25 protein-coding genes and 2 other annotated features are annotated in these 23,439 nt (G+C 44.3%); all 25 genes read left to right on the top strand.

Features of this window, described 5'->3' with window-relative positions; genetic code table 11:
- The first annotated feature begins 190 nt into the window (after positions 1-190).
- The 25 genes from QOZ98_RS18120 (at position 191) to rpoB (ending at position 23,407) form a co-directional block, all read left to right on the top strand.
- Entirely contained in the window at positions 191-436 is a 246-nt protein-coding gene (locus QOZ98_RS18120) for a hypothetical protein (RefSeq protein ID WP_308788681.1), read from the top strand.
- Between the two features lie 156 nt (positions 437-592).
- Positions 593-1,063 carry a CtsR family transcriptional regulator gene (locus QOZ98_RS18125; RefSeq protein WP_308788682.1) on the top strand — a complete coding sequence of 157 codons (471 nt, stop codon included), beginning with the start codon at positions 593-595 and terminating at the stop codon, positions 1,061-1,063.
- Between the two features lie 12 nt (positions 1,064-1,075).
- Positions 1,076-1,609, top strand: coding sequence for a UvrB/UvrC motif-containing protein (locus tag QOZ98_RS18130; protein ID WP_308788683.1), 534 nt, complete (start codon positions 1,076-1,078; stop codon positions 1,607-1,609).
- Complete coding sequence (locus QOZ98_RS18135; RefSeq protein WP_308788684.1) at positions 1,599-2,690, top strand: protein arginine kinase; 1,092 nt, start codon at positions 1,599-1,601, stop codon at positions 2,688-2,690. Before QOZ98_RS18130 ends, QOZ98_RS18135 begins: the two co-directional genes overlap by 11 nt.
- Positions 2,687-5,149, top strand: a complete 2,463-nt coding sequence (locus tag QOZ98_RS18140) for an ATP-dependent Clp protease ATP-binding subunit (protein ID WP_142830471.1) — start codon at positions 2,687-2,689, stop codon at positions 5,147-5,149. The genes QOZ98_RS18135 and QOZ98_RS18140 overlap by 4 nt, the downstream gene beginning before the upstream one ends.
- Positions 5,150-5,209: 60 nt before the next feature.
- Positions 5,210-6,586, top strand: a complete 1,377-nt coding sequence (gene radA, locus QOZ98_RS18145) for a DNA repair protein RadA (RefSeq protein WP_142830473.1) — start codon at positions 5,210-5,212, stop codon at positions 6,584-6,586.
- A gap of 93 nt (positions 6,587-6,679) precedes the next feature.
- Positions 6,680-7,774, top strand: coding sequence for a PIN/TRAM domain-containing protein (locus QOZ98_RS18150; protein WP_142830475.1), 1,095 nt, complete (start codon positions 6,680-6,682; stop codon positions 7,772-7,774).
- Positions 7,775-7,790: 16 nt separating this feature from the next.
- Positions 7,791-8,486 (top strand): 2-C-methyl-D-erythritol 4-phosphate cytidylyltransferase, encoded by a 696-nt coding sequence (gene ispD, locus QOZ98_RS18155; protein WP_142830477.1) that lies wholly within the window; start codon positions 7,791-7,793, stop codon positions 8,484-8,486.
- Positions 8,483-8,983, top strand: coding sequence for a 2-C-methyl-D-erythritol 2,4-cyclodiphosphate synthase (gene ispF / locus QOZ98_RS18160; protein ID WP_308788685.1), 501 nt, complete (start codon positions 8,483-8,485; stop codon positions 8,981-8,983). Before ispD ends, ispF begins: the two co-directional genes overlap by 4 nt.
- Positions 8,984-9,025: 42 nt before the next feature.
- Positions 9,026-10,489: a glutamate--tRNA ligase gene (gene gltX, locus QOZ98_RS18165; RefSeq protein ID WP_308788686.1), complete on the top strand. Its 1,464-nt coding sequence runs from the start codon at positions 9,026-9,028 to the stop codon at positions 10,487-10,489.
- Between the two features lie 43 nt (positions 10,490-10,532).
- Positions 10,533-10,753: a binding site (T-box leader), on the top strand.
- Positions 10,754-10,805: 52 nt separating this feature from the next.
- A complete protein-coding gene (epsC, locus tag QOZ98_RS18170; protein ID WP_142830483.1) occupies positions 10,806-11,468 on the top strand; it encodes a serine O-acetyltransferase EpsC in 663 nt (220 codons plus the stop codon).
- Positions 11,465-12,868, top strand: coding sequence for a cysteine--tRNA ligase (gene cysS, locus QOZ98_RS18175; RefSeq protein WP_308788687.1), 1,404 nt, complete (start codon positions 11,465-11,467; stop codon positions 12,866-12,868). Before epsC ends, cysS begins: the two co-directional genes overlap by 4 nt.
- 1 nt (position 12,869) lies before the next feature.
- Positions 12,870-13,289, top strand: a complete 420-nt coding sequence (locus QOZ98_RS18180) for a Mini-ribonuclease 3 (RefSeq protein ID WP_308788688.1) — start codon at positions 12,870-12,872, stop codon at positions 13,287-13,289.
- Complete coding sequence (rlmB, locus tag QOZ98_RS18185; RefSeq protein WP_308788689.1) at positions 13,286-14,041, top strand: 23S rRNA (guanosine(2251)-2'-O)-methyltransferase RlmB; 756 nt, start codon at positions 13,286-13,288, stop codon at positions 14,039-14,041. Before QOZ98_RS18180 ends, rlmB begins: the two co-directional genes overlap by 4 nt.
- A 4-nt stretch (positions 14,042-14,045) precedes the next feature.
- Entirely contained in the window at positions 14,046-14,555 is a 510-nt protein-coding gene (locus QOZ98_RS18190) for an NYN domain-containing protein (protein ID WP_142830493.1), read from the top strand.
- Positions 14,556-14,625: 70 nt separating this feature from the next.
- A complete protein-coding gene (gene sigH / locus QOZ98_RS18195; protein ID WP_308788690.1) occupies positions 14,626-15,276 on the top strand; it encodes an RNA polymerase sporulation sigma factor SigH in 651 nt (216 codons plus the stop codon).
- Positions 15,277-15,345: 69 nt separating this feature from the next.
- Positions 15,346-15,492 carry a 50S ribosomal protein L33 gene (rpmG, locus tag QOZ98_RS18200; protein ID WP_142830497.1) on the top strand — a complete coding sequence of 49 codons (147 nt, stop codon included), beginning with the start codon at positions 15,346-15,348 and terminating at the stop codon, positions 15,490-15,492.
- A gap of 59 nt (positions 15,493-15,551) precedes the next feature.
- Positions 15,552-15,737: a preprotein translocase subunit SecE gene (secE, locus tag QOZ98_RS18205; protein WP_142830499.1), complete on the top strand. Its 186-nt coding sequence runs from the start codon at positions 15,552-15,554 to the stop codon at positions 15,735-15,737.
- 102 nt (positions 15,738-15,839) lie between these two features.
- On the top strand, positions 15,840-16,373 hold the full coding sequence (gene nusG / locus QOZ98_RS18210; RefSeq protein WP_142830501.1) for a transcription termination/antitermination protein NusG: 534 nt from the start codon (positions 15,840-15,842) through the stop codon (positions 16,371-16,373).
- Positions 16,374-16,538: 165 nt separating this feature from the next.
- Complete coding sequence (gene rplK / locus QOZ98_RS18215) at positions 16,539-16,964, top strand: 50S ribosomal protein L11 (RefSeq protein ID WP_006828906.1); 426 nt, start codon at positions 16,539-16,541, stop codon at positions 16,962-16,964.
- A gap of 105 nt (positions 16,965-17,069) precedes the next feature.
- Positions 17,070-17,768 (top strand): 50S ribosomal protein L1, encoded by a 699-nt coding sequence (gene rplA, locus QOZ98_RS18220; protein ID WP_308788691.1) that lies wholly within the window; start codon positions 17,070-17,072, stop codon positions 17,766-17,768.
- 42 nt (positions 17,769-17,810) lie between these two features.
- Positions 17,811-17,959, top strand: a sequence feature (ribosomal protein L10 leader region).
- A gap of 31 nt (positions 17,960-17,990) precedes the next feature.
- Positions 17,991-18,491: a 50S ribosomal protein L10 gene (rplJ, locus tag QOZ98_RS18225; RefSeq protein WP_142830505.1), complete on the top strand. Its 501-nt coding sequence runs from the start codon at positions 17,991-17,993 to the stop codon at positions 18,489-18,491.
- A 56-nt stretch (positions 18,492-18,547) separates the two neighbouring features.
- Complete coding sequence (rplL, locus tag QOZ98_RS18230) at positions 18,548-18,907, top strand: 50S ribosomal protein L7/L12 (protein ID WP_308788692.1); 360 nt, start codon at positions 18,548-18,550, stop codon at positions 18,905-18,907.
- A gap of 126 nt (positions 18,908-19,033) precedes the next feature.
- Entirely contained in the window at positions 19,034-19,636 is a 603-nt protein-coding gene (locus QOZ98_RS18235; RefSeq protein ID WP_308788693.1) for a class I SAM-dependent methyltransferase, read from the top strand.
- Positions 19,637-19,852: 216 nt separating this feature from the next.
- Positions 19,853-23,407, top strand: a complete 3,555-nt coding sequence (gene rpoB / locus QOZ98_RS18240) for a DNA-directed RNA polymerase subunit beta (protein WP_308788694.1) — start codon at positions 19,853-19,855, stop codon at positions 23,405-23,407.
- Positions 23,408-23,439 lie beyond the last annotated feature (32 nt).

Consider the following 23,439-nt stretch of genomic DNA (forward strand, 5'->3'; position numbering starts at 1 on the left):
ATGGTAGTTGGGGGTCTCCCCCTGTGAGAGTAAGACGTCGCTGGGCAACCAAACAAAACAAGTCGTTACCGATTCCGGTAACGGCTTTTTTGTATGAAAAAATGAAAAGACAAAAGCAAAATTCATAAAGAAAGGAAAATTAGGATTGAAGATGTTATAGAATGGGAAAAACAAGAGTGAGGTGAGTTCTATGAAACCAGGTATATATAAAGTAGAGGCTATTGATAAAAGAACAGTATTATTAAAGGCTACAGAAGAAAGTGGAGAGCAGTATACATTTCCTTTAGCTGATTTTACTCATAATGTTTCTGTAGGAGACGCAGTCGAAATCTGGCAAGAAGGAATAAAGTGGAAAACAAAATATGCAGAAGAAAAAACACAGTCAGTGTCAAGCCATGCTAAGGATTTTGTAAAAAGAATACTAGATCAGGAGTAAAAAAGAAGTCTTTAAGCAAAATTTGCTTTAAGGCTTTTTTATTGAAGAAATTTTTCGATACATACTATTTGATATCTATAAAAAACTTGGTGTATAATTAAGTCAAATATAGTCAAAGTCAATTTTGGCATATTATGTAGCGAAGAGGTGAAGACGATGCGGAATATTTCGGATGTAATAGAAGGTTATTTGAAGCAAGTTATCGAATTAAGCGAAAGAGATCATATTGAAATTAAGCGCAGCGAAGTGGCTGAAAAGTTTCAATGTGTGCCTTCTCAAATAAACTATGTCATTAACACGCGCTTCACTGTTGACCGTGGGTATTCTGTAGAAAGCAAACGCGGTGGCGGTGGATATATCCGTATTAGGAGAATCCGTCTTCATCAAAAGTCGGATGTCATAGCTGAAGTTATCCAACGTTTGGAGCATGGTGCTACGCAGGTAATGGCTGAGGATATTGTTTTTAGACTATTGGATGAAGAGATTATTTCTAAACGAGAAGCAAAACTGATTCTCAGTGCTGTAGATCGCGCGACTCTGCTTTTGCCTCTTCCGACACGCGATGAAGTCCGAGCGCGCATTCTCATTGCCATGCTCTTCACAATAAAATATCAATCGAACACATAAAGGGGTGAAGGGATGATTTGCGATCAATGCGGAGAACGCTCTGCATCAGTGATAGTTAAACAACAGCAACAAGGACAGATAACTGAGCTTCATTTATGCCATATCTGTGCTGCTGAAAACCATAGCATTAATATTGCTTTTGAGCAGGATCCACTAGCTATTCATCAGTTATTATCAAATTGGTTTCCTACTTCGCAGGCATCCATTAATCCAGTCAAAAAGGAAATAGTTACTTGCCCTTCGTGTGGTTTTACTTTTCCTAAGTTTTTGCAATTAGGTAAATTCGGATGTGCCTCTTGTTACGATGAATTCGCGCCTCAACTTAATGAAATATTTAAACGATTCCATAATGGGAATACAGAACACACTGGTAAGATTCCAGCTTCTTATGGTACAACGTTAAAGATAAAAAAAGAGATTGAAGAACTTCGCAAGCAAATGCAGGTATCAATTCATGGGGAACATTTTGAAGAAGCTGCAAGACTGAGAGATGAAGTGAGAGTGTTAAGTTCAAAGCTTGAGGGGGGTGCTTCAAGTGGCAGTTGAACGGTTTCTCCAACCTCGGGCAAGCAGCTGGATGGCCAACGACGGTGAAAATGTAGATATTGCAATGAGTACCAGAATTCGATTAGCAAGAAATTTAACTGATTTCAAGTTTCCATTTTCATTTACGGAAGATGAGGCACTTAAAGTAGATAAGGAAATCTCTTCTGTATTATTAGATAAAGGCAATGAGTTAGACTATACTTTTAGCCATATCAGTATTGAAGAACTTGCGCAGCTGCAAAAAGAAGTGTTGGTGGAAAAGCATTTGATCAGCCCCTACCTTGCCAATAGCCAACACTCCAGTTCAGTTTTGTTGTCTGACAATGAAGAACTGAGTATTATGGTCAATGAAGAGGATCATTTGCGTATCCAAAGTCTTCAATCAGGGTTTCACTTACAGGATGCCTATAAAATAGCCAATGAGTTGGATACCTTATTAGAGAAAAATTTGTCTTATGCTTTTCATGAAAAATACGGCTACTTGACCAGTTGCCCCACCAATGTGGGGACTGGAATGCGGGCTTCGGTTATGCTTCATTTACCGGCTTTGACGATGTCCCATCAAATCCAACGGATCATTCCTGCGATTTCTAGATTGGGCATGGTGGTTCGCGGTATTTATGGCGAAGGCAGCGAAGCTTTAGGAAATGTCTACCAAATATCAAACCAATTAACCCTCGGCAAGTCTGAATATGAAATTCTTCAAGATTTGGAGAATATGACAGAGCAGATTATCCAGCAGGAACGCAGAGCACGAGAAGCAATTGTTTTAAATTCGCCGCTGGTGTTGGAAGATCGCTTGTATCGGTCACTTGGAATTCTTACCCATTCGAGACTGTTGACGACGGAAGAAGCTGCCACTTGTTTGTCAGATGTTCGATTGGGTATTGATTTAAAGATGATCCAAGATGTGGATATGTCGATTTTGAATGAATTGATGATTTTTATGCAGCCGGCATTCCTGCAGCAATATGCAGACAAGCCGCTGCAGCCGAAAGAACGCGATTTTGCTCGGGCAAAATTGTTCCGGGAGCGATTGAATAAAGAAGGTATAAATAGTGAAGGAGAGGATCTTGCATGATGTTTAATCGATTTACACAACGCGCACAAAAAGTTCTTCAGTTAGCTCAAGAAGAGGCCATTCGCATGAAACATGAATCAATCGGTACAGAGCATATTCTTCTAGGTTTAATTCGCGAAGGCGGCGGTATTGCCGCTAAAGCTTTGGAAGCGATTGAAGTGAACACACAATTGATCGAAGAAGGCGTTAAAGAACTTGTTGGCGTCGGCGAAAAAGATGTGGGTCCGATAGTCCACTATACGCCGCGAGCGAAAAAAGTTATTGAATTGTCAGTTGATGAGTCCCGTAAATTGGGCCATTCCTATATTGGTACAGAGCATTTGCTATTGGCGCTGATTCGCGAAGGTGAAGGAGTTGCAGCCCGCGTGTTAGGAAATGCTGGTGTCAGCTTGAATAAAGCACGCCAGCAAGTGTTGCAGCTTCTGGGCAACAATGAGCAGGCATCTACAGGCACAAGCCCGAATGCTTCGGCAAACACACCGACTTTGGATGGTTTGGCCCGTGATTTGACTCAGGTTGCCCGAGAAGGCGGATTGGATCCTGTTATCGGCCGTAGTGATGAAATCACGCGTGTGATTGAAGTATTAAGCCGCAGAACGAAGAACAATCCGGTACTGATCGGTGAACCTGGTGTCGGTAAAACAGCGATTGCTGAAGGTTTGGCTCAACAAATCGTTAACAATGAAATTCCCGAAACCCTTCGTGATAAGCGCGTCATGGTTCTGGATATGGGTACAGTGGTTGCAGGAACAAAATACCGCGGTGAATTTGAAGATCGCTTGAAAAAAGTGATGGATGAAATTCGCCAGGCGGGCAATGTCATCCTCTTTATCGATGAACTTCATACGTTAATTGGTGCAGGTGGAGCTGAAGGGGCAATCGATGCTTCTAACATTCTAAAACCTTCATTGTCACGCGGAGAACTTCAGTGTATCGGTGCGACGACGTTAGATGAGTACCGCAAATACATTGAAAAAGATGCAGCGCTTGAACGCCGGTTCCAACCGATTCAAGTGGATGAGCCTTCAGTAGACGAGTCGATTCAAATTATCCGAGGTTTGCGTGATCGCTATGAGGCGCATCATCGTGTAAAAATTACCGATGAAGCAATTGAAGCAGCTGCTAAAATGTCAGACCGCTACATTTCGGACCGCTTCTTGCCGGATAAAGCGATTGACTTGATTGATGAAGCAGGCTCTAAAGTAAGACTTCGCTCTTACACGACTCCACCGGATCTGAAGGAATTGGAAGCTCGTTTGGAAGCTGCACGTTCTGAGAAAAATGAAGCGGTGCAAAGCCAAGAATTTGAAAAAGCGGCTTCGCTTCGTGATGCAGAACAAAAGCTTCAAAACCAATTAGATAAAACGAAAAAAGAATGGAAAGAAAAGCAAGGCAAAGAAGAGTCTGAAGTAACAGTGGAGGATATTGCGAAAGTTGTATCCATGTGGACGGGCATTCCAGTTTCAAAACTGGCACAAACAGAATCTGATAAATTATTGAACTTGGAATCTATTCTTCACAACCGTGTTATCGGTCAGAATGAAGCCGTCACTTCCATTTCAAAAGCTATTCGCCGTGCGCGTGCCGGATTGAAAGATCCGAAACGCCCAATTGGATCGTTTATTTTCCTTGGTCCTACCGGTGTCGGTAAAACAGAGTTAGCGCGTGCGCTTGCTGAATCCATGTTCGGTGATGAGGATGCGATGATTCGCATCGATATGTCCGAATACATGGAAAGGCACTCGACTTCACGTTTGGTCGGTTCTCCTCCAGGTTATGTTGGCTATGAGGAAGGCGGGCAGTTAACAGAGAAAGTTCGCAGAAAGCCTTATTCAGTAGTATTGCTTGATGAAATTGAAAAGGCTCACCCAGATGTATTCAATATTCTATTGCAAGTACTTGAAGATGGCCGCTTAACAGATTCAAAAGGCCGCAGAGTCGATTTCCGCAACACAGTAATTATCATGACTTCAAACGTTGGTGCGGAAGAACTGAAATACAATAAATATGTCGGTTTCAATTTAGATGATGCAAAAACGGACTACAAAGATATGAAAGGCAAAATGCTTGCTGAGTTGAAAAAAGCATTCCGTCCAGAGTTCTTGAACCGTGTGGATGATATGATCGTTTTCCATTCTCTTGAAAAAGAGAACTTGAGAGAGATTGTCAACTTGATGACGAAACAGTTGGTTGATCGCTTGAAAGAGCAAGATATCGATTTGGAGTTGACTGAAGCAGCACTTGAAAAAGTGGCTAAAGAAGGATATGACCCAGAGTATGGGGCGCGTCCACTTCGCCGTTCACTCCAAAAGCACGTAGAAGACAGGTTGTCAGAAGAGCTGTTAAAAGGTACGGCTTTATCAGGCCAACGCATTATCTTCGATGTGGAGGACGATGAATTTATCGTTCGGACAAAAGAAACAGCAGAAGCGAAAGAAGTAGTAGTGGAAAAACAATAAGAATATTCCGCTCGCCGGAGGCCATCTCCGGCGAGCGTTTTTTCTATTTAGGAGGTACACATGGCTAAGAAAAAAACGAAATTCATTTGTCAGTCGTGTGGTTATGAATCAGTCAGATGGATGGGGAAATGTCCAGGCTGTGCAGCATGGAATACGATGACTGAAGAAGTAGAAGTGGCTGCTCCAAAAGGGACGCGCGGTGCTTTTCAGCACAGTGCATCGGTTCCTCAAAAAGCGACGCCAATCAATGCAATTGAAACACAGGATGAGCCTCGAGTGGAAACGGAACTAAGTGAATTAAACCGTGTGCTTGGAGGCGGCATCGTGCCTGGGTCACTGGTACTGATTGGCGGCGATCCGGGTATCGGGAAATCGACTTTGCTTTTACAAGTTTCCGCTATGCTTGCAAATAGTGGGAATCGGGTATTGTATATTTCTGGTGAAGAATCTATTCGCCAAACTAAATTGCGGGCAGAACGTCTGGATGCTTCATCTTCAGAGCTGTTCATCTATGCAGAAACAAATCTTGAGTTGATTCATCATACGATTGAAGAAGTGGCTCCTGATTTTGTCATTATCGATTCGATTCAGACAGTTCATCATCCTGAAGTAACTTCTGCACCCGGCAGTGTGACTCAGGTACGAGAAAGCACCGCTGAATTAATGCGGATTGCAAAAACAAAGAACATTGCCATATTCCTTGTCGGGCATGTAACAAAGGAAGGGCAGATTGCAGGACCTAGAATTTTGGAGCATATGGTAGATACGGTGCTATATTTTGAAGGTGAGCGCCATCATACTTACCGGATTTTACGCAGTGTCAAAAACCGTTTCGGCTCAACCAATGAAATAGCAATTTTTGAAATGCTTCAAAGCGGATTGAAAGAAGTGCTGAATCCGTCCGAATTATTCCTCCAGGAACGGTCAAGCGGGGCAGCAGGGTCTACAGTCGTGGCCTCTATGGAAGGAACGCGTCCAATCCTGGTTGAAATCCAGGCCTTGGTGACACCGTCGAGTTTTAACTATCCTAAACGCATGGCTACAGGCATCGATGTTAACCGAGTGTCATTGTTGATGGCGGTGCTCGAAAAACGGGCGGGCATGTTAATGCAGACCCAGGACACCTATATTAAAGTTGCAGGTGGGGTTAAGCTTGACGAGCCGGCCATCGATTTGGCAGTACTTGCAAGCATAGTCTCGAGTTTCCGGGATAAGGCGCCCAATGTCTATGATTGTATTATTGGAGAAGTTGGCTTGACTGGTGAAATAAGGCGCGTGTCACGGATTGAACAGCGCGTTCAAGAAGCGGCCAAGCTCGGATTCAAGCGGGCAATTATTCCAGCGTCAAATTTAGGCGGTTGGGATTATCCTGAAGGGATTCGTGTGGTTGGCGTAGAAAGTGTTAACGATGCATTAAAAGAGATTTTTCCACAGTAAGGAGGCAATTATGCCTCCTTTTATTTCTAAATAAGGGTCATTGGAGCGTTTAAGATTTAAAATGTGTATAATTATAAAAAGGAGGTGGAGCGTGTGTTAAGACCTATTATACAAATTATGTTTTTGCTTATTGGTGCGACCGTCGGAATTTTATTATTACCATCTGCATTTGAACTTATTCCCCTTCTCGACAATCCATGGATTAGTAACCCTTACGTAGCTGCAATTGTTGGTGCTCTTGTCTTTTTCCTGTTATCTTTATTATTTGTAGATTCGCTCATCAATTTTATGAAGTGGATGGAAGAGAAGCTGCTTCACGCACCAACGCCGGATCTTCTGTTCGGAACGGTGGGAATGATTATTGGCCTTGTGGTGGCGTTCCTAATCGGCTTTGCGTTAAGTACTGTGGATATTCCGTTGGTGGCGACAGTGGCGCCGTTAGTGCTGTCTGTGGTGCTTGGATACTTAGGGTTCCAGGTCGGATTCCAAAAGCGTGAAGAAATGGTAGCCATGTTAACACCAGCCAAATTCACAGCAGTGAAAAAGCTGGAACCGGAAGAGCCGATTGAAAAAGCTTCATATAAATTGCTTGATACAAGTGTCATCATTGATGGTCGGATTGCCGACATCTCAGCAACGGGGTTCATGGAAGGCACTTTTGTAGTGCCGCAATTTGTCTTGTCTGAGCTGCAGCATATTGCCGACTCTTCCGACACCTTGAAACGGACACGCGGCAGGCGGGGCTTGGACATTTTGAAACGGCTTCAAAGTGAGCGTGTGGATGCTATTATGATTACAGAGGAAAATTTTGATGAAGTCAGCGAAGTCGATTTGAAATTGATGCGCGCTGCGAAAAAAATGGGCGGCCAAGTCGTAACCAATGATTTTAATCTTAATAAAGTGTGTGAACTTCATAATGTTCCTGTACTGAATATCAATGATTTGGCAAACGCTGTTAAACCTGTCGTCATCCCAGGAGAAGATATGCATGTAGTGGTCATCAAAGACGGCAAAGAGCAAAATCAGGGTGTGGCTTATTTGGATGATGGAACGATGATTGTTATTGAAGATGGCAAAGGATACATCGGTCAGGCGATCAATGTCACAGTCACCAGTGTTTTGCAGACTTCTGCAGGGCGGATGATTTTTGCGAAGCCGCGCGAAGGCAAACAAACGGCAACAAATTGATAAAGGATGTTATCCAATGAACTATACAGTCGTCTTGCCTGCTGCTGGCAGTGGGAAACGAATGAAAGCAGATAAAAATAAATTGTTGCTCGAGCTTTCCGGCAAACCAATCTTCCTTTATACGCTAGAAGTTTTTCAACGGGATCCAAATTGCGATGCGATCTGGCTGGCGGTAAAAGAGCAGGAGCGGGAACTGATTGAAGGATATGTATCGCGCCACAATATTACAAAAGTTCAAGGATACGCTGCAGGGGGGACCGAAAGACAGGATAGTGTCAGAGCCTGTCTTGAAGCGATTCCACCTTGTGGCGTTGTTTTGGTTCACGATGCAGCAAGGCCTTTTATTGATAAGGAAGTTATTGAGCGATTGGTGGAAACTGCGCAGGCATCAGGAGCGGCGATTGCCGGTGTACCGGTCAAAGACACCATCAAAAAAGCGGAAAATGGCGTCATTTCAGAAACGGTGGACCGCAATCAATTGTGGATGATCCAGACGCCGCAGGCTTTTCGTTATTCTTTGATCTTGAAAGCTGCGCAAGCAGCCCACAATGACGGGTTTATGGGGACAGATGAGGCGATGCTCGTGGAGCGCTTGAATTATCCTGTGGCTATTGTTGAGAGCACGTATGAAAATATTAAAATGACGACACCGGATGACTTGATCTATGGGAGAGCTATTCTGGAGAGTCGATTACAGGAGGAACAGAAATGATTCGAATTGGACAAGGGTATGACGTACACCAGTTAGCAGAAGGACGGCCTTTTATATTAGGCGGTATTGAAATAGAGCATGATAGAGGACTTCTTGGCCATTCTGACGCAGATGTGCTGCTCCATACCATTACGGACGCAGCACTTGGTGCAATTGGCGGAGGCGATATCGGCAAACATTTTCCAGATACAGATCCTGAATTTAAAGACGCCGATTCCCGAAAGTTACTGACTCATATTTGGAAATATGTTAAAGAACAAGGCTACGAACTGGGCAATGTTGATTGCACAGTGATTGCTCAAAAGCCGAAATTGGCACCTTATATTGAACGAATGCGTGAGTCAATTGCAGGATTACTGGAAGCGGATATTTCACAGGTCAACGTCAAGGCGACCACTTCCGAGCATCTTGGATTTACTGGACGCGAAGAAGGGATCGCTGCATTAGCGGTGATTTTATTGAACAAGCGCCCGGTTTCGCTCGATGTCCCTGAGTGATAGAATAACAGAAGGATATACGAAAATTTAGGAGGAAATCAAATGACACAAGAAGTACGCGTACGTTATGCGCCAAGCCCGACAGGCCACCTGCACATCGGCGGCGCCCGTACAGCCCTATTTAACTATTTATATGCCCGCCATAATAACGGTAAATTCATCGTTCGTATTGAAGATACAGACACGGCCCGCAATATTGAGACAGGTGTCATGTCCCAGCTGGATAATTTGAAATGGCTTGGAATCGAGCATGATGAATCTGTTGATATCGGCGGAGATTACGGTCCTTATCGCCAAATGGAGCGCTTGGATACTTATAAAGAGCATTCAGAAAAAATGCTTGAAAAAGGATTGGCTTACAAATGTTTCTGTACAGCGGAAGAGCTGGAGGCAGAGCGTGATGCCCAAAAAGCGTCCGGTATTGCAGCGCCTCAATATAGTGGAACTTGCCGCAACTTGACGGCCGAAGAAGTCGCTGAAAAAGAAGCAGCAGGCAAATCGTTCACGATTCGTGCAAAGGTTCCTGCCGGCGTTACATATGAGTTCAACGATTTGGTCCGCGGTCCGATTTCATTCGAGTCAAAAGATGTTGGCGATTGGGTGATGGTCAAGACGACTGGCATCCCGACGTATAATTTTGCTGTGGTCATCGACGATCATTTGATGAAAATTTCACACGTATTCCGCGGTGAAGAGCATTTGTCAAACACTCCTAGACAAATGATGATTTACGACGCATTTGGCTGGGATTATCCAGGCTACGGCCACATGACCTTGATCATCAACGAAGACCGCAAGAAATTATCGAAGCGTGACGAGTCGATTCTGCAGTTTATTTCACAGTATAAAGATCTGGGGTATATTCCGGAAGCCCTGTTTAATTTCTTTGCGCTTCTTGGCTGGTCTCCGGAAGGTGAAGAAGAAATATTCTCGAAAGAAGAATTGATCCGCATTTTTGATGTGGAGCGCTTGTCTAAATCGCCATCGATGTTCGATAAGCAAAAATTGATGTGGATGAACAACCAATACATTAAACAATTGCCGCTTGAAGAAGTGGTGAAGCTGTCTCTGCCGCATTTGCAAAAAGCAGGCAGATTGCCGGAAGAAATGACGCCAGAGCAAGCGGAATGGGCCAACAAGCTGGTTGCGTTGTATCACGATCAAATGAGCTACGGTGCAGAAATCACCGAACTTTCCGAGCAGTTTTTCACTGAGGAATTAACTTATGGCGAAGCCGAGAAAGAAATCTTGGCTGCTGAGCAAGTTCCTGAAGTGATGACGGCATTTAAAGAGCAATTGGCTTCTTTGGAAAACTTCGAGCCTGCTGAAATCAAAGCGGCGATCAAAGCAGTCCAGAAATCAACAGGCCATAAAGGCAAAAACCTGTTCATGCCAATCCGCGTGGTCATCACCGGACAAATGCACGGACCTGAATTGCCGGATTCCATTTCGCTATTAGGAAAAGACAAAGCCATTGCCCGCGTTTCCCAATACGCGAGTGCGTAACATTGACTTCCTGCGCTAACGGTGTAAAATGAATTTACCATTAATAAAAACGTTGACGGGAAGAAGTACATGCAGCACGCTCTTTAGAGAAGGTCCCCACCGGCTGAAAGGGATCCGGGCCGCTGCTGCATCGAAATGCCTCTCCGAGTGCTGAGTCGAATCAAGTAGACCAGACGTCTTGCCTGCGTTACGGGCCTTCGAGAGAAAAGGATGCATAATTGTCCTTTTAATCAGAGTGGAACCGCGCAACTATGCGTCTCTGTCATTTATATGACAGGGGCGTTTTTTATTTTGGAGCAGAAAGGGAGCGAGAGACATGTTTAAGTTATTAAAAGATGACGTTGATGTCATTTTCGAACAAGATCCGGCAGCGCGCAGTTACATGGAAGTAATCTTGACCTATTCCGGTCTGCATGCCATATGGGCACACCGTCTGGCGCATTTCTTCTTTAAGAATAAGTTATTTTTCATTGCCCGGGTTATTTCACAGATCAGCCGTTTTTTCACCGGAATCGAAATTCATCCAGGCGCCGTCATTGGCCGCCGTTTTTTTATTGACCATGGAATGGGTGTAGTTATCGGAGAGACGTGTGAGATTGGCGACAACGTTACCCTGTACCAAGGGGTCACGTTGGGCGGTACCGGAAAAGAACGTGGGAAGCGCCATCCGACATTGGAAGATAATGTCCTGGTCGCGACCGGCGCCAAAGTGTTGGGGTCGATTGTCATCGGTGCCAACTCCAAAGTTGGAGCGGGGTCGGTTGTCTTGAAGAACGTACCGATGAATTCAACGGTAGTCGGAATTCCGGGTAAAGTGGTGATTCAAAACGGCGTTAAAGTGAAGCGTGATTTGAACCACCAAAATATGCCGGATCCCGTCATGGATAAATGTGAAAGTATGGAAATGAAGATTGCCAGACTGCAATATGAAATTGACGAGCTAAAAAAAGTCAGACAGGAAGAAGGACAACGTTTATGAGCATTCAAATTTTTAATACTTTATCACGGCAAAAAGAAGAATTTATTCCTTTAGAAGAAGGAAAAGTAAAAATGTATGTCTGCGGACCGACTGTTTACAATTACATCCACATCGGCAATGCGCGCCCTGTCATCGTCTATGATACGGTGCGCCGTCACTTGGAATACCGGGGCTATGATGTGAAATATGTCTCAAACTTTACGGATGTTGACGATAAATTGATCAAAGCTGCTAATGAACTCGGCCAGGAAGTTCCGGAAATTGCGGAGCGGTTTATCGCTGCTTATTTTGAAGATACGAAAGCGCTTGGTTGTGCAGAAGCGGATGTCCATCCGCGCGTAACAGATCATATGGTGCAAATCATCGAGTTTATCGAAGCGCTGATTGAAAAAGGCTACGCCTACGAGTCGCAGGGGGATGTCTATTACCGGACCCGCAAATTCGCAGGCTACGGCAAGTTGTCTCACCAATCAGTTGATGAATTGAAAGTTGGGGCACGCATTGAAACCGGTGATAAAAAAGAAGATGAGCTGGATTTCGTGCTGTGGAAAACAGCCAAGCCAAAAGAGATTTCATGGGATAGCCCATGGGGCAAAGGGCGTCCGGGCTGGCATATTGAGTGCTCGGTCATGGCTCGCGAGCATTTAGGCGATACCATTGATATCCATGCAGGCGGGCAGGATTTGACTTTCCCGCATCATGAAAACGAAATTGCTCAATCTGAAGCATTTACTGGCAAACCTTTTGCGCGTTATTGGATGCATAATGGGTATATTAATATTGATAATGAAAAAATGTCGAAGTCACTGAATAATTTTGTGTTGGTAAATGACATCTTGAAAGAAATGGATCCTCAAGTGCTGCGCTTCTTTATGCTGTCGGTCCATTACCGCCACCCAATCAACTATTCTCAGCAGCTGGTGGAAGATGCCGTTGCAGGGCTGGAGCGGCTGCGTACCGCTTATGGCAACTTGAAGCATCGTTTGGGCACTTCAGCGGACCTTGGCGATCATTCTGATATTTGGATCCATAAAATCGAAGCCATTAAAACAGCGTTTATCGAGACAATGGATGATGACTTTAATACAGCAAATGCGATTTCTAGTCTTTTTGACTTGTCCCGTCTGTCGAATACGTATTTATTGGAAAAACAAACTGCGACAATTGTGTTGGAAACTTTTATTGCCGTATTCGATGAATTGGCCGGTGTTTTAGGTGTGCCATTCAGCCAGCAGGAAGAGCTATTGGATGAAGAAGTTGAGGCTTTGATGGCAGAGCGGATTAGAGCACGCAAAAACCGCGATTTTGCACGTGCTGATGAAATCCGTGATTTATTCAAAGAGAAAAAGATCATTTTGGAAGATACGGCGCAAGGCACACGCTGGAAGCGAGGGCAATAAGTTGAACGTTTTACGAAAAAATGATGTAGATCAACTAAATGCATTGGCCCTCGCCTATATGGGCGACGCCGTTTATGAGCAGTTTATCCGCGAGCATTTATTGCGTTCAGGCCGTTCCAAACCGAACATCCTGCACCGTCAGTCGACGACGTTCGTTTCTGCCAAAGCGCAGGCGATGGTCCTGAAGCGGCTGACCGAAGAAAATTTTCTGACAGAACCAGAATTGGCGATTATGAGACGTGGACGCAATGCCAAGTCCGGATCTGTTCCAAAAAATACCGATGTTCAGACCTATAACTTTAGCACCGCTTTTGAAGCGGTTCTGGGCTGGCTGTATTTAAAAGAAGAGCAAGCGCGTGTGGACGAAATCATTTCCTATGCGATTGAGATTGTCGAAGAGCTGGGAGGCGTATTGAAATGACTGAAGAAGAGTTGGCACCGGAGATAATCGGCGGCAAGAACCCTGTACTGGAAGCGCTGCGTGCAGACCGGGACATTAATAAAATCTGGATTGCAGAAGGCGTCCAGAAAAAAGGCATCACCGAGTTGCTGCAATTGGCAAAAGACAAGGGCGTCATCGTCCAGTCGGTGCCGAAAAAGAAAATAGACGGACTGACGGATACCAATCACCAAGGCATTGCGGCGGCGGTTGCTGCTTATAATTACGCAAGCCTGGATGATTTATTCGATGCGGCGACAGCAAAAAATGAAGATCCGTTTTTCTTAATCTTAGACGAACTGGAAGATCCGCATAATTTGGGCTCTATCATGCGAACAGCCGATGCAATCGGTGTTCATGGCTTGATTATTCCAAAGCGTCGGGCAGTTGGTCTGACAGGTGTCGTGGCAAAAGCTTCGACTGGCGCAATTGAACATGTGCCGGTCGTACGCATCAATAATTTGTCGCAGACCGTGGATGAGCTGAAAAAGCGCGGCCTTTGGATTGCCGGGACAGATGCCAAAGAATCGGTCGATTACCGGAGAATGGATGCCGCGCTTCCGCTCGCTGTTATTATTGGCAGCGAAGGCAAAGGCATGAGCCGGATTTTGCGTGACAAATGCGATTTTCTCTACCAATTGCCGATGGTCGGCCACGTTACATCACTGAACGCTTCCGTAGCAGCAAGCCTGTTAATGTACGAAGTTTACAGAAAGCGCAATCCCCTGGTTTAATGCCATGAACATTCTGCTGGTTGATGGATACAATATCATTGGTGATTGGGTCGAACTGCAGGAGTTAAAAAAAGATAAGTTGGCAAATGCCAGGGACCGGCTAATTGAGCGGATGGCTGAATACCGGAGCTATAAAGGCTGGCGTGTCATCATCGTGTTTGACGCCCATCTGGTTCCGGGCATTGAAGCCAAGAATCTGCACCACGATGTTGAAGTCATTTTTACAAAAGAAAGCGAAACGGCAGATGAGCGGATTGAAAAGCTGGTAGCCAGTTTAAACAATCGCCGTGACCAGATTTATGTGGCCACTTCGGATTTAACAGAGCAATGGGTTATTTTTGGCAAAGGCGCGTTGCGAATTTCAGCGAGGGAACTGGAAATTGAGATGATTGAAATCCAGGAGAACATCACTAAAAAAGTAAAAGAAATCCAGGAGCAGCGCGGGATTTCAAAAATACCGCTGTCTGGTGAAGTAGCGGAAATTTTCGAAAAATGGCGAAGAGGCTTGAAATGAACGGTTGAGCTCATTTTTTTCTTCCTGTATACTGAACATATCGAGGCTCACGCAATCGGAGGGATCACCCGTGGAAAATCATGAGCAAGTTCAGCCCCAACGATTCACCGACATGACAGATGAAGAACTTGTCAGTTTAGTCCACAGTGGCAACACGGAAGCATTGGATTTTCTGATTACCAAATTCCGGCCTTTTGTTCGAATGAAAGCCCGGTCGTATTTTCTGATCGGTGCTGATAAGGAAGATATTATCCAGGAAGGCATGATCGGCTTGTACAAGGCGATCCGTGATTTCCGAAGTGATAAATTGTCTTCTTTCCGCGCGTTTGCAGAATTATGCATTATCCGGCAGATTATCACTGCCATTAAAACGGCGACACGCCAAAAGCATATTCCGTTGAATTCATATGTCTCTCTGGACAAGCCGATTTATGATGAAGAGTCTGACAGGACCTTGATGGATGTACTGGCTGGAAACGGCGTGGACGATCCAGAGGACTTAATCATTCATAATGAAGAATTTCAGTATATGGAAGAGAAAATGGGCGAGGTATTAAGTGAACTCGAGCGAGAGGTGTTGGCGCTCTACCTGGACGGCCAATCCTATCAGGAAATTTCGGAAAAGCTGGAGCGCCATGTAAAATCGATTGACAACGCTTTGCAGCGGGTCAAGCGAAAACTGGAGCGCCACTTGCAGATCAATGAGATGCCGAGCTCTTGACATGCGGTTGACAGGTCTGTTTTAAGGTGATAACCTTGAAAAAGCTGTAAACTTGAATAAGGTGATAACATGGCTAAAAAGATTGTTTTAAGCTGCTCGAAATGTGCATCCCGCAATTATACGGTTCCTGCGAAAGCGGAATCCAGCACACGTTTGGAACTCAAAAAATTCTGTGCTCATTGCAATGGGCATACCGTGCATAAACAAACGATATGAATTTTAACTGAATGCCGGACGATATAGAGTGATTTTGAAATTCGGAGGTTTTTTAAACAATGGGTAACATTGGCGGTTTCTTTAAAAATGTCGTTTCGGAAATGCGGAAAGTTAGCTGGCCGAAACGAAAAGAACTAACTCGTTATACGATCGTTGTTCTTTCTACTTGTATTTTCATGGCTCTGTTCTTTGCAGTAATCGATGCAGGCATCTCGGAAGTATTCCGTTGGTTCTTGGCACTATAAGTCATTCGACAAGAATAACGCATAAAAATAGCCCGTGATTCTATGAGAACGGGTTTTTTTATTTGGTAAAAAAGGAGGGATGGACGTTCAGTCCGCACGATTATGGAGAAAAATTGGTATGTAGTCCATACGTATTCCGGTTATGAAAACAAAGTAAAAGCAAACCTGGAAAAGCGTGTAGAAACAATGGGTATGGAAGACCTTATCTTCCGCGTCATCATTCCGGAAGAACAGGAAACAGATTTTAAAGATGGCAAGAAACGCACCGTCATGCGCAAAACTTTCCCAGGCTATGTCCTAGTTGAGTTGATCATGACAGATGAATCTTGGTATGTGGTCAGAAACACACCAGGAGTTACAGGATTTATCGGTTCATCAGGCGGGGGAGCAAAACCGACGCCATTGCTAGATGAAGAAGTCGATTTTATCCTGAAACAAATGGGAATGACAGAACGCAAAGTGGATATCGATTTTGCAGTTGCCGATACAGTTGAAGTGATGGAAGGGCCATTCGCCAACTTCCAAGGGAAAGTGGAAGAAATTGATGATACAAAAGGCAAAGTTAAAGTGTCGATTGATATCTTCGGCCGCGAAACCAAAATGGAACTGGATTTCGAGCAAGTTCAAAAAGTATAAATCCCCCTTGCTATTCTGAATTATTAATGGTATTATTTCATAGGTCAGACTGTCATAGGACAATCTGTACAATTTAGCTAATTCTATCAACATCGTTGACAGACAGATATTTGAGTGGGAGGGGAAACCCTATTACCACATCACGGACTTAAGGAGGTGTGTTTCGTGGCTAAAAAAGTTGTAAAAGTTGTAAAATTGCAGATTCCTGCAGCAAAAGCTAATCCAGCGCCACCGGTTGGTCCAGCATTGGGTCAAGCAGGTGTTAACATCATGGGCTTCTGTAAAGAGTTCAACGCGCGTACGGCAGATCAAGCAGGACTGATCATTCCAGTTGAGATTTCAGTATTTGAAGATCGTTCATTTACATTCATTACGAAAACTCCACCCGCAGCTGTTCTATTAAAAGTAGCAGCCGGTATTGAATCAGGTTCAGGCGAACCGAACCGCAATAAAGTAGCGACTGTGAAACGCGACAAAGTTCGCGAAATCGCAGAAACTAAAATGCCAGATCTAAATGCTGCTTCAGTAGAAGCTGCAATGTTGATGGTTGAAGGTACTGCTCGCAGTATGGGCATTACAATCGAAGACTAATTCTAGCAGTTGTTTTTGGATGGGTTGCGCAGTTCATCATGAGCCGCGCAGCCTTTAATCGTGGGAGGTTCATTCCGTTATACCACAACAAGGAGGACGTTTAAAATGGCTAAAACAGGCAAAAAGCTGCAAGATGCAGTAAAATTGATCGACCGTTCAAAACAATACGAAGCTAAAGAAGCAATCGAACTTGCGAAAAAAGCAAGCACAGTGAACTTTGACGCTACAGTAGAAGTGGCTTTCCGTCTAGGAATCGACACGCGTAAGAACGATCAGCAAATCCGTGGGGCAGTAGTACTTCCAAACGGAACTGGTAAAACTCAAAGCGTTTTGGTTTTCGCTAAAGGCGAAAAACTAAAAGAAGCTGAAGCAGCTGGCGCAGATTTCGTAGGCGACGCTGAATATATCCAAAAAATCCAACAAGGATGGTTTGACTTCGACGTGATCGTTGCAACTCCTGACATGATGGGTGAAGTTGGTAAACTTGGACGCGTTTTAGGGCCAAAAGGCTTAATGCCTAACCCGAAAACAGGCACAGTTACATTTGATGTAACGAAAGCTGTTCAGGAAATCAAAGCTGGTAAAGTGGAATACCGTGCAGACAAAACAGGTATCATCCATGCGCCAATCGGGAAAGTTTCTTTTGATGACAGCAAACTTGCTGAAAACTTGGAAGCAATCTATGACGTAGTACAAAAAGCGAAGCCAGCTTCTGCTAAAGGTACGTACATCAAATCATTAAACGTTACTACTACAATGGGGCCTGCTGTTAAAGTAGATCCATCTAAAGTAGTTGCTAAATAAGATATTGACATCGTATTTCTGCTCTGCTATACTAGCGGAGTTGTGAAATACCCATTTGTACCGCAGACAGCAGGGGCGCAAGCCGCTTAATTTATCCCTGCCGAGGACATGATGAATTCAGTAAACATCTTTTTGATGCTGATTTTATGCCTCTGTGTCTGTAATGGACCAGAGGCTTTTCTTATGGACGGTATAAATGAAAAATCTATAGGAGGTGCCAAAATGAGCAAAGCAGTTGAAACGAAAAAAGTTGTCGTGCAAACAATCGCTGATAAGTTCGGCGCTGCAGCTTCGGTTGTAGTTGTTGACTACCGTGGATTGAACGTTGCACAATTAACAGAACTTCGTAAACAGCTTCGTGAAGCAGGCGTTGAGTTTAAAGTTTACAAAAACTCAATGACTCGCCGTGCGACAGAAATGCACGGACTTGAAGCGATCAACGAACACTTTACAGGACCAAACGCCATTGCATTTTCTAACGAAGATGTAGTTGCACCAGCGAGAATCATCAATACTTTCGCTAAAACAAACGATGCGCTTGAAATCAAAGCGGGTATCATCGAAGGTGCTGTTGCATCTGCTGAAGATGTAAAAGCATTGGCAGAACTTCCATCACGCGAAGGTTTGCTTTCTATGCTACTCAGCGTACTACAAGCTCCAATCCGCAACTTTGCAGCTACAACAAAAGCAGTTGCAGATCAAAAAGAAGAACAAGGCGCTTAATAAGTTAGCCGGCTAGCACGACAAAAAATATTACCTATCAATAGGAGGAAACTATAATGACACAAGAACAAATCTTAGACGCAATCAAAGAAATGACAGTTCTTCAATTGAACGACCTAGTAAAAGCAATCGAAGAAGAGTTCGGCGTAACTGCTGCTGCTCCTGTTGCTGCTGCTGGCGGCGGCGCTGCTGTTGAAGAAGAGCAAACAGAATTCGACGTAATCCTTACTTCTGCTGGCGATTCAAAAATCAAAGTAATCAAAGCAGTACGTGAAGTAACTGGTCTTGGTCTTAAAGAAGCGAAAGCTCTTGTAGACGAAGCTCCTAAAGCAATCAAAGAAGGCGCTACTAAAGAAGAAGCCGAAGAAATCAAAGGCAAACTTGAAGAAGTTGGCGCTGGAGTAGAAGTTAAGTAATTTAATGACTTTATCAAAATGAAAGGAAAGCTCGTCAGTGTATACCGACGGGCTTTTCTTCTTTTTAATTTCATTTGCATAACGGGCAGCTTGCCCGCAATAAGGTGAACGCAAGGAGGACTTTATATGTCTCAACATTATTATTCTAAAAATCCTCAAACAAAAAGCAATCCTCGAGAATGGACAGACGTGTTGCGGGGGGAGAAGTTTCGCTTCCAGACCGATACAGGCGTTTTTAGCAAAAGTGAAGTCGATTTTGGTTCGCGTTTATTGATTGAGACATTCGAACGGGCTGAGATAGATGGACCGGTGCTGGATGTTGGCTGCGGCTACGGCCCCATCGGAATGGCGGTTGCAAAAGTATTTCCTCGAAATCAAGTGCATATGGTCGACGTTAATACACGAGCCATTGAACTGGCAAAAACGAACGTTGAAAAAAATAATGTCACGAATGTCCAGATTTACGAAAGTGATGGCTTGGGCGCTGTTGAAGCAACCGATTTTTCTGCAATTTTAACAAACCCGCCGATCAGGGCAGGCAAAGAAACCATTTTTCGTTTTTATGAAGAAGCTGCTGAAAAGTTAGCGGATGGCGGATCGTTGTGGGTGGTTATTCAGAAAAAGCAGGGTGCTCCTTCAACGCAAGTGAAACTGGAAGAGCTTTTCGGAGAAGTCAGAGTGGTCGATAAGAAGAAAGGTTACTTTATTTTTGAGGCCAGAAAAGTTTGACTTGACAAAACGGCTGTGTTATTATAATGAAATGCAAAATTTATTATTTTGAGGTCGTTTGCCCTTTTTCGGGCTTGGCATGGCGACAGAGCAAATCACGTGTAAACCGAAAATGGGCTGATTTTTAGTCTCGTTTTCTTTTTGTCTTTTCGATATCATACACTATATTGTGGAAATCGCAAAGACCTATAATCGTTTTATTGAGGGGTGAATAAGTTGGTAGGTCAACTAGTTCAGTACGGTCAACATCGTCAACGCAGAAGTTTTTCGAGAATCAGTGAAGTGCTGGATCTTCCGAACTTGATTGAAATTCAATCGTCATCTTATGAGTGGTTCCTTGAAGAAGGACTTCGTGAAATGTTCCGGGATATCTCGCCGATTGAAGATTTCACAGGAAATCTATCACTCGAGTTTGTTGATTACAGTCTCGCGGAACCGAAGTATCCAGTCGATGAATCGAAAGAGCGTGACGTAACTTATGCGGCACCATTGCGCGTTAAAGTACGTCTGCACAACAAAGAAACAGATGAAGTGAAAGAACAGGATGTCTTCATGGGAGATTTCCCATTAATGACAGAAACGGGTACTTTCGTCATCAACGGCGCAGAACGCGTCATCGTTTCTCAATTGGTTCGTTCGCCAAGTGTTTATTTCCATGACAAGACAGATAAAAATGGTAAAAAAGGCTTCGGAGCAACTGTTATTCCAAACCGTGGAGCATGGCTGGAATATGAAACAGATGCGAAAGATGTAGTGTACGTCAGGATTGACCGCACGCGTAAATTGCCGGTAACGGTTCTTTTGAGAGCGCTTGGTTTCGGGTCTGACCAGGAAATCATCGATTTGCTTGGAGACAACGAATTCCTTCAAAATACGCTTGAAAAAGATAACACAGAGAGCACAGAAAAAGCGCTTCTTGAAATCTACGAACGCCTGCGCCCTGGTGAGCCGCCAACAGTTGAAAGCGCGAAGAGCTTATTGTATTCACGTTTCTTCGACCCAAAACGCTATGACCTGGCAAATGTCGGCCGTTATAAAATGAACAAAAAGCTTCACATCAAGAACCGTCTTTTCAATCAGACGATCGCTGAAACATTGGCAGATCCTGAAACGGGCGAAATTCTAGTTGAAGCTGGCACATTGATTGACCGCCGTGTACTTGATCGCTTGATTCCAAACCTGGAAAACGGAGTTGGTTTCCATACTGTTTCCCAAGTAGGTGGTGTCTTGGAAGGTGAAGTTACCTTGCAATCGATCAAAATCTACGCGCCAAACAATGAAGACCAAAAAGAAATTACGGTTATTAGCAATGCTTATATAGAAGATAAAATCAAACATGTAACACCGGCTGATATTATTTCTTCTATTAGTTGCTTCTTTAACCTTCTTTACGGTGTCGGAAACACGGATGATATTGATCATCTTGGTAACCGTCGTCTGCGTTCAGTGGGTGAACTGCTTCAAAACCAATTCCGTATCGGTTTATCTCGTATGGAGCGTGTGGTTCGTGAGCGGATGTCCATCAATGATACACAGGCAATTGTTCCTCAGCAATTGATCAATATCCGTCCGGTTATTGCATCGATTAAAGAATTCTTCGGCAGCTCTCAGCTTTCCCAGTTTATGGATCAAACCAATCCATTAGCTGAATTGACGCACAAACGCCGTCTATCGGCGCTTGGGCCCGGTGGTTTAACGCGTGAACGCGCAGGCTTTGAAGTTCGTGACGTTCACTATTCCCACTACGGCCGTATGTGTCCAATTGAAACGCCTGAGGGCCCGAACATTGGCTTGATCAATACGCTCTCAACATTTGCGAAAGTGAATAAGTTTGGTTTCATTGAAACTCCTTATCGCCGCGTTGATGGTGAGTCAGGCGTAGTTACAGAGCATATTGATTACTTGACTGCTGATGAAGAAGATAACTATGTAGTGGCTCAGGCCAATTCGAAGCTGAATGACGATGGTTCATTTGTCGAAGAAGGCGTAGTTGCACGTTTCCGCGGTGAAAACACTGTGTATAAACGTGGCAGCATCGACTATATGGATGTTTCTCCGAAGCAAGTTGTTTCTGTAGCAACAGCTTGTATTCCGTTCCTAGAAAACGATGACTCCAACCGAGCATTAATGGGAGCGAACATGCAGCGTCAAGCGGTTCCATTGTTAAATCCTGAAGCACCTTTTGTAGGAACTGGGATGGAGCACTTGGCAGCACGCGATTCTGGTGCAGCTGTAGTATCAAAAAATGATGGTATTGTGGAATATGTGGAAGCTAAAGAAATTTCAGTCCGCCGCATTGAAGTTGTGGATGGCAATGAAGTCAGAGGCGACCTTGACACATACAGATTGCAAAAATTCGTCCGTTCCAACCAAGGAACGAGTTATAACCAGCGCCCTATCGTTAAAGTCGGAGACCGTGTTTCGAGACGTGACATCTTAGCTGACGGACCTTCAATGGAACGTGGAGAGATGGCATTAGGAAGAAACGTATTGGTTGCCTTCATGACTTGGGATGGCTTTAACTATGAAGATGCGATCATTATGAGTGAACGCTTAGTGAAAGACGACGTCTACACTTCTGTTCATATCGAAGAGTACGAATCCGATTCACGCGATACGAAACTTGGGCCGGAAGAAATTACGCGCGATATCCCGAACGTTGGGGAAGACGCATTGCGTAACTTGGACGACCGAGGAATTATCCGCGTGGGTGCTGAAGTAAAAGATGGAGATATTCTAGTTGGTAAAGTAACTCCTAAAGGTGTTACGGAATTGACTGCTGAAGAACGTCTGCTTCATGCAATTTTCGGCGAAAAAGCACGTGAAGTGCGCGATACTTCATTGCGGGTGCCTCACGGTGCTGGCGGTATTGTATTGGACGTTAAAATCTTCAACCGTGAAGATGGAGACGAACTGCCACCGGGTGTAAACCAGCTGGTGCGTGCATATATCGTTCAAAAACGTAAAATTTCTGTCGGCGATAAAATGGCTGGACGCCACGGAAACAAAGGTGTTATCTCAAGAATTTTGCCTGAAGAAGATATGCCATTCATGCCAGACGGCACACCGGTTGACATCATGTTGAACCCACTTGGTGTACCATCCCGTATGAATATCGGTCAGGTACTTGAGCTGCATCTTGGAATGGCTTCCCGTTCACTTGGAATTCATATGGCCTCATCAGTATTTGATGGAGCGAATGAAGAAGATGTTCTGGAAACTATGGAAGAGTCAGGTATGCCACGCGATGGTAAAACGATTCTTTATGACGGCCGTTCTGGTGAAGCATTCGATAACCGTGTGTCAGTAGGAATCATGTACATGATCAAACTTGCCCACATGGTCGATGATAAATTGCACGCCCGTTCAACTGGACCTTACTCATTGGTTACACAACAGCCATTGGGTGGTAAAGCACAATTCGGCGGACAGCGTTTTGGTGAGATGGAAGTATGGGCACTTGAAGCATACGGTGCTGCACATACATTACAAGAGATCCTAACGGTGAAGTCGGATGATGTAGTCGGACGCGTGAAAACCTATGAAGCAATTGTCAAAGGTGAAAGTGTACCGGAGCCAAGTGTGCCGGAATCATTTAAAGTTTTGATCAAGGAGCTTCAAAGTTTAGGTATGGACGTTAAGATGTTAACGATTGACGATGAAGAAATTGAATTGCGCGATTTGGATGAAGAAGAAGATCTTCAGCCCGCTGATTCATTGAATATCCTGCCGATTGCAGATGCAGAAGCACCGGTCGGAACAATTGATTGATAACTATTGGATTCGAACGGCTTTAATCGGCC

The organism is Planomicrobium stackebrandtii (assembly GCF_030814955.1).
Classification (GTDB): domain Bacteria; phylum Bacillota; class Bacilli; order Bacillales_A; family Planococcaceae; genus Planococcus; species Planococcus stackebrandtii.